This is a genomic window from Nonomuraea sp. K271 (assembly GCF_009908215.1).
GTDB classification, from domain to species: Bacteria; Actinomycetota; Actinomycetes; order Streptosporangiales; family Streptosporangiaceae; genus Nonomuraea; species Nonomuraea longispora.
Window position 1 is genome coordinate 21,829 of the sequence record NZ_JAAAHR010000131.1, and the last position, 6,277, is coordinate 28,105.

Annotated in this window: 8 protein-coding genes; 2 read left to right on the plus strand and 6 right to left on the minus strand. The window is 71.9% G+C overall.

Annotated elements, in window-relative coordinates; genetic code table 11:
• Positions 1–2: 2 nt before the first annotated feature.
• The 6 genes from GUY59_RS33795 to GUY59_RS33820 form a co-directional block, all read right to left on the minus strand.
• Entirely contained in the window at positions 3–413 is a 411-nt protein-coding gene (locus GUY59_RS33795; protein WP_138207101.1) for a VOC family protein, read from the minus strand.
• A 10-nt stretch (positions 414–423) separates the two neighbouring features.
• Positions 424–864: a helix-turn-helix transcriptional regulator gene (locus tag GUY59_RS33800; protein WP_132339940.1), complete on the minus strand. Its 441-nt coding sequence runs from the start codon at positions 862–864 to the stop codon at positions 424–426.
• Positions 865–1,012: 148 nt separating this feature from the next.
• Positions 1,013–3,247, minus strand: coding sequence for a heavy metal translocating P-type ATPase (locus GUY59_RS33805; RefSeq protein WP_138207103.1), 2,235 nt, complete (start codon positions 3,245–3,247; stop codon positions 1,013–1,015).
• Positions 3,248–3,266: 19 nt separating this feature from the next.
• Positions 3,267–4,253: a hypothetical protein gene (locus tag GUY59_RS33810; protein WP_138207105.1), complete on the minus strand. Its 987-nt coding sequence runs from the start codon at positions 4,251–4,253 to the stop codon at positions 3,267–3,269.
• Positions 4,250–4,462 (minus strand): heavy-metal-associated domain-containing protein, encoded by a 213-nt coding sequence (locus tag GUY59_RS33815; protein ID WP_132339946.1) that lies wholly within the window; start codon positions 4,460–4,462, stop codon positions 4,250–4,252. The genes GUY59_RS33810 and GUY59_RS33815 overlap by 4 nt, the downstream gene beginning before the upstream one ends.
• A 17-nt stretch (positions 4,463–4,479) precedes the next feature.
• Entirely contained in the window at positions 4,480–4,761 is a 282-nt protein-coding gene (locus GUY59_RS33820; RefSeq protein ID WP_138207107.1) for a metal-sensitive transcriptional regulator, read from the minus strand.
• A gap of 243 nt (positions 4,762–5,004) precedes the next feature.
• On the opposite strand from GUY59_RS33820, the gene GUY59_RS33825 reads away from it, so the two are divergent.
• Together GUY59_RS33825 and GUY59_RS33830 are read left to right on the plus strand one after the other, a co-directional pair.
• Positions 5,005–5,460: an NUDIX hydrolase gene (locus tag GUY59_RS33825; protein WP_138207109.1), complete on the plus strand. Its 456-nt coding sequence runs from the start codon at positions 5,005–5,007 to the stop codon at positions 5,458–5,460.
• Positions 5,461–5,590: 130 nt separating this feature from the next.
• The coding region (locus tag GUY59_RS33830; protein ID WP_161714828.1) for an MFS transporter at positions 5,591–6,277 on the plus strand (687 nt) is incomplete at its 3' end.

Genomic DNA, 6,277 nt, shown 5'->3' on the forward strand with positions numbered 1-6,277 from the left:
GGCTACGCCTTCGGGGCCTGGGTGATGCGCACCATGGTGCCCGAGGGGTCGCGGAACGCGCAGTCACGCGGCCCCCAGGGCTGGTCGATGGGCTCCTGCAGCACTTCGGCGCCCGACGCGCGCACCCGTTCGAAGGTCGCGTCGAGGTCGTCGGCGCTGAAGATGATCATCGGCAGGGCGCCCTTGGCGAGCAGGTCCTGGAGGGCGTCGCCGTCGGCCTTCGGCCGGCCGGAATGCGGTGTGGAGAGCACGTATTCGGGGGCGGGCACGCCCGGGGTGCCGAGGGTGACCCAGCGGCCCTCGCCGGAGGGGACGTCGTTGCGCACATCGAGGCCGAGCGCGTCGCGGTAGAAGGCGAGCGCTTCGTCGACGTCGTGGACGGTGATGTGGCAGCTCTGCAGTGAGATGGTCATGCGGACAACGCTAGGCAGCGGCGTCGCCGCCCGCTTCTTCGATCCTGCTCGGTGCGTCCTTCGTCGGCCGGGTGTGCACCTTCGCCACGCACGGGGGCATCGCCGTCACGGCCGTGTGCTCCCTGGCGCGGTAGGCGCTCGGCGTCTCCCCCGTCAGCTGGGCGAAGCGGGAGCTGAACGAGCCGAGCGAGGTGCAGCCGACCGCCATGCACGCGTCGGTCACGCTGACCCCCGCGCGCAGCAGCGCCATCGCGCGTTCGATGCGACGGGTCATGAGGTAGTTGTACGGCGTCTCGCCGTAGGCGGCCCGGAACTGCCGTGAGAAGTGCGCCGGCGACATGAGCGCGTGGCGGGCCAGCGTCGGCACGTCGAGCGGGCGGGTGTATTCACGGTCGATCAGATCCCGGGCCCGCCGCAGGTGCACGAGGGTGGCGAGGTCCTGCGGGGTCATGTTGGAAGCGTATACCCGTCCGGCCCGCCACGAGGCGGCCAGGTGCGCGGTCGGGGGTGAGCCCGGGGCACTGGATCATGATCCGCGTGAGCACGACCGGCCGGGCGGCCCCGAGCCGGTGCGCTCGGGGCCGCCAGGACCGGCCGTGCTAGCGGAAGCGCCGCAACCGCAGGCTGTTGCTCACCACGAACACGCTGGAGAACGCCATCGCCGCTCCGGCGATCATAGGGTTGAGCAGGCCGAGCGCGGCCAGCGGGAGAGCCGCGACGTTGTAGGCGAAGGCCCAGAACAGGTTGCTCTTGATCGTCCTCAGCGTCCTGCGGGACAACCTGATCGCGTCAGCCGCGACCCGCAGGTCGCCTCTGACCAGGGTGAGGTCGGAGGCCTCGATGGCGGCGTCGGCGCCCGTGCCCATCGCCAGCCCCAGATCGGCCTGGGCGAGCGCGGCGGCGTCGTTGACCCCGTCGCCCACCATGGCCACGACCCTGCCCTCGGCCTGCAGCCGCTTGACCACGTCGACCTTGTCGGCGGGCAGCACCTCGGCGATCACCTCGTCGATGCCCACCTCGGCGGCGACCGCCTTGGCCGCCTGCTCGTTGTCGCCGGTCAGCAGCACCGGCGTGAGCCCCAGCGCGGCCAGCTGCCGCACGGCCTCCTCGCTCGTCGGCTTGACGGCGTCGGCCACGACGAGCACCGCCCTGGCCTTGCCGTCCCAGCCGACCGCGACGGCCGTGCGGCCGCCGGCCTGGGCGGTGTGCAGAAGCCGCTCCAGCTCCGCGGGCAGGTGCTGCGACCACTCCGCCAGCAACCGCGGCCTGCCGACCAGGACCGCGTGCCCGTCGACGACGCCCTGCACGCCGAGCCCTTCGACGTTCGCGAAGTCCTCGGGCGCGGGCAGCTCTCCGACGCGCTCGGCGGCGCCCGCGGCCACGGCCCGCGCGATGGGGTGCTCGGAGGCGTGTTCCAGCGCCCCGGCCAGGCGCAGCACCTCGGCCTCGCTCTCCCCCTCGGCGACGTGCACGTCGCTGAGGGTCATCCGGCCCTCGGTGACCGTGCCCGTCTTGTCGAGCACGACGGTGTCGATCCCGTGCGTCGACTCCAGCGCCTCAGGGCCCTTGATCAGGATGCCGAGCTGGGCGCCCCTGCCGGTGCCGACCAGCAGGGCCGTCGGCGTGGCCAGGCCGAGCGCGCACGGGCAGGCGATGATCAGCACCGCGACCGCCGCGGTGAACGCCGCCCCCACGCCGCCGCCCGTGCCCAGCCAGAACCCGAGCGTCCCGATCGCCAGCGCGATCACGATCGGCACGAACACGCCGGAGATGCGATCGGCCAGCCGCTGCACCTGCGCCTTGCCGGTCTGCGCCTCCTCCACCAGCTTGGCCATCTGGGCCAGCCGCGTCTCGCCGCCCACCCGGGTGGCGCGGACGACGAGCCTGCCGCCCGCGTTCACGGTGGCGCCGGTGACGGCGTCGCCCACGCGTACGTCCACGGGCACGGACTCGCCCGTCAGCATGGAGGCGTCGACCGCCGAGGCACCCTCCACCACCACGCCGTCCGTGGCGATCTTCTCGCCGGGCCGGACCACGAACGTGTCGCCCACCTGCAGCCGGTCGGCGGGGATGCGCAGCTCAGCGCCGTCGCGCAACACCGCGACGTCCTTGGCGCCGAGGTCGAGCAGGGCCCGCAGCGCCGCGCCCGCCCGCCGCTTGGAACGGGCCTCGAAATAGCGCCCGGCCAGGATGAACGCGGTGACCCCCGCCGCCGCTTCGAGATAGATGTTGCCCGACCCGTCGGTGCGCTCGATCGTGAACTCGAACGGATGGGTCATGCCGGGCATGCCCGCCGTGCCGAAGAACAACGCCCACAACGACCAGCCGAGCGCGGCCAGCGTACCGATCGAGACCAGCGTGTCCATGGTGGCCGCGCCGTGGCGCAGGTTGGTCCAGGCGGCCTTGTGGAACGGCCACCCCGCGTACACCACGACCGGCGCCGCCAGCGTCAGCGACAACCACTGCCAGTTCGTGAACTGCAGCGGCGGGACCATGGCCATCGCGATCACCGGCACGGCCAGGACCACGGCGGTGATCAGCCGGTCGCGCAGCGGCCGCAGCTCGTCCCGCGGCTCCTGCCCGGCCGCGTCCGCCTGGGGCGGCGCGGGCAGCTCGGCGGTGTAGCCGGCCTTCTCCACCTCGGTGACGAGGTTTCGGGGGTCGACGCCGGCCGGGAAGGTGACGTTCGCCTTCTCGGTGGCGTAGTTGACCGTCGCGGTCACGCCGTCGAGCTTGTTGAGTTTGCGCTCGATCCGGTTGGCGCACGATGCGCAGGTCATGCCGCCGATCGAGAGCTCGACCGCCTGGTGCCGGTCATCGGTGAGCGTGGACATCACCGTTCTCCTCTCGCGTTCAGTGGCCGTGGCCGTCGTCGTCGTGCCCGCCGGACGTGGTGGCCGGAGTCTGCCGGGGCTTGGCCGCCTGCTCGCCGCCGCCGAGCGTGAAGTCGGCCGTACGGACCTTGCCGTCATGCTTGAAGTCCAGGAACAGACGGTAGTCGCCGTCGCTCGGCACCTCGGCGTAGAAGACGATGTCCGGCCCCGCCGCGGTCTTGCCGTCGCCGGGCTCGCCGTCGGGATGCACGTGCAGGTAGGCCAGGTCGTTGGCGCGCAGGGCCACCAGGTGGCCGTAGGCGCCGAGGTAGGGCTGCAGGTCGGTGACCGGCTCGCCGTCCTTGCTGACCCTGAGGGTGAGCTCGCTCGACCGGCCGGGATTCAGGTCCCCGTCAAGGGTGACGGTGTAGCCGTCGACGGTGGAGGCGCGGGTGACCGGCGGCAGCGCCTCGGGCTCGTAGTCGCCCGCCACGGACAGGTCGGTCCCCAGGGTGAGGGCGTCGCCGCCGGTGGGGGCGAAGTCGGCGAAGGCGCGGTAGGCGCCCGCCTTGGGGAACGTGACCTCCACCGACCAGGTGCCGTCGGCGGCCATCTCCGGATGCACGTGCTGGAAGGTCGACAGGTCACGGGACACGACGATGAAGTGCATCTTCTTGTCGTGCTGGACCTTGTAGCCCGTGACCGGACGGCCGTCGGGGCCCGTCACGGTGAAGCGGAAGTCGGCGGGCTCACCGGGTCTGATCTTTGTGGTGAGCGGGGTGAGGGTGTAGCCGTTCTCCGACACTTGGAGCCCCCCGGGGGTATTGTCGGCTGTCTGCTGGGTGACGTGCTCGTCGTGCTTCGCACGTGCGGTGGGGGCCGCCATGGCGCTGTGGTCGCCGGCCGCAGGTGGCGCGCTGGTGGCGCTGCTCGCGGCCGGGCCGACGACCTTGCCCGCGCCCAGGGCGCCGCCGAAGACGACGGCGAGCCCCAGGACGTACGAACCGATCTTGGCCGGCGTGTTCATGACATATCCGCCACACCGTATCCGGCGCCCTCGACTGCTGCGACGATCTTCGCCGCGTCGACAGGGCCGTCGGTGCCGACCGTCAGCCGCCCTGACGCCAGGTCCACCTCGACGGCGGTGACGCCGGGAACCTCGCCGACCTCCTCCTTGACCGAACTCACGCAGTGTCCGCAGGTCATCCCCTTGACGGTGTAGGTGACAGTGCTCATAACGATCTCTCCTTCACTCACGAACGGACAAGTCGGGCGATGGCCTCCGCGGCCTCCTTGACCTTGGCCTCGGCCTCGGGGCCGCCCTTCTGCGTGGCCTCGGCCACGCAGTGGGCCAGGTGCTCTTCGAGCAGCGACAGGGAGAACGACTTCAGCGCGCTGGTCGCCGCCGACACCTGGGTCAGGATGTCGATGCAGTATTTGCCGTCTTCGACCATGCGCTGCAGGCCCCGGATCTGACCCTCGACACGGCGCAGCCTCAGCGCGTGCTCCTGCTTGTTACCGCTGTATCCGGGCATCGCCGGTCTCCCTTCAGTGGCGTCGCTCGAAAAACACTATACCCCCCTATGGTATTCCCAACGCAAGGACCCCTTCCTGCTTCCCGCCATGGCGGACATGAACCCTACGGGGGTACCCCTCCTGGGTTACAGGCGGCGGCACGCGGGCGCGAAGTCCGCCGACGGCTGCCCGGCGCCCGGCGGCCCCGCCCCGCACGACCGGTACGCTTCCCCGTCAGGGGCAACGGATGGCGGAGGACGTCGGTGAAGAGGCTGTTGGCGCGGCTCTGGCACGGACTTCGCGGGCCGGTGAAGTGGCGGCTGCTCTACCTCTCGCAGGACAAGTTCATGGTCGGTGTGACCGGTGTCGTCCGCGACCCTGACGGCAACGTCCTGCTGCTGCGGCACCGCTTCTGGGCCGAGGACCAGCAGTGGGGGCTGCCGACGGGCGGCGCGCAGCGCGGCGAGACCTTCGAGCAGACGGTCGCCCGCGAGGTCAGGGAGGAGACCGGGCTTGAGGTGCGCGTCGGAAAGATGGTGCAGCTCAGGAGCGGGTTCCAGCTCAGGGTCGAGGTCGCGTACGCGGCCGGGTACGCCGGCGGCGGCACGATGCGCCTGAACCCGATGGAGATCCTGGAAGCCCGCTGGTGCGCCCCCGACGACCTCCCCAAGGGCCTGCTGGAGTCACACCGGCGGCTGATCGAAGCGTCACACCGGTAGGGGCGGGCGGACGGCGCCCCGGGATACGATGTCGGGCCTGAGGATCCTCGTCGAGACGTCGCCCGACCGGGCTTGAGGATCGGGCCGGCTCGCCGGTCGCGTCTCCCTACCTGTGGGAGGTGCGTGCCCGATGAGCATTCGTACGGTCGTCACCGTGGTGGCGGCAGGCGCGGCGGCCAGCATGGCCTTGGGGGAGTTCGTCCCCTTCCTGACCTCTGTGGGCGCGGAGTTCCAGCTGTCGCTCACCGCCGCGGGCCTGCTGTCCTCGGCCATCACGCTGGTCGCCGGGCTCACCTGTCTGCCGCTCGGGTTGTGGGTTGATCGTCGTCGGCTGCGCGGGTTCTTCGTGGCCGGTCTGGCGGCTCTGGGGGTGGCGGGCCTGGCGGCGACGCTCGCGGGCGGTCCGACGGCGTTGTTCGTGTCACGGGCCGTCCAGGCCGCCGGTTACGCCCTCGTCATGATCACGGGCCCCGGGCTGCTGGCCCGCCTGCTGGAGGGCCGGTCCCGGCAGACGGCGCTGGCGCTGTGGGGGTTGTGCATCCCGTCGGGGCTGGCACTGGCCGGCGCCCTTGGCGGGCTGACCACGGGCTGGCGCGCCGAGGTCGCCGCGGTGGGCGCGATCACCGTGCTGCTGGCCGTACCTGCCGCGACGTTGCCGCCCGACGCCCCTCCCGGCCGTGCACCCGGCCACCGGCCCGACCGGGTACACGAAATGGAGGGCGGCCGGGAGGACGGCGGAGGAAACGGCCGGAGGCACGGGCAGGAGCACGACCGCGAGCGCGGCAGGGCCGGTGGTCGGGGTGGTCGGTGTCGCGGG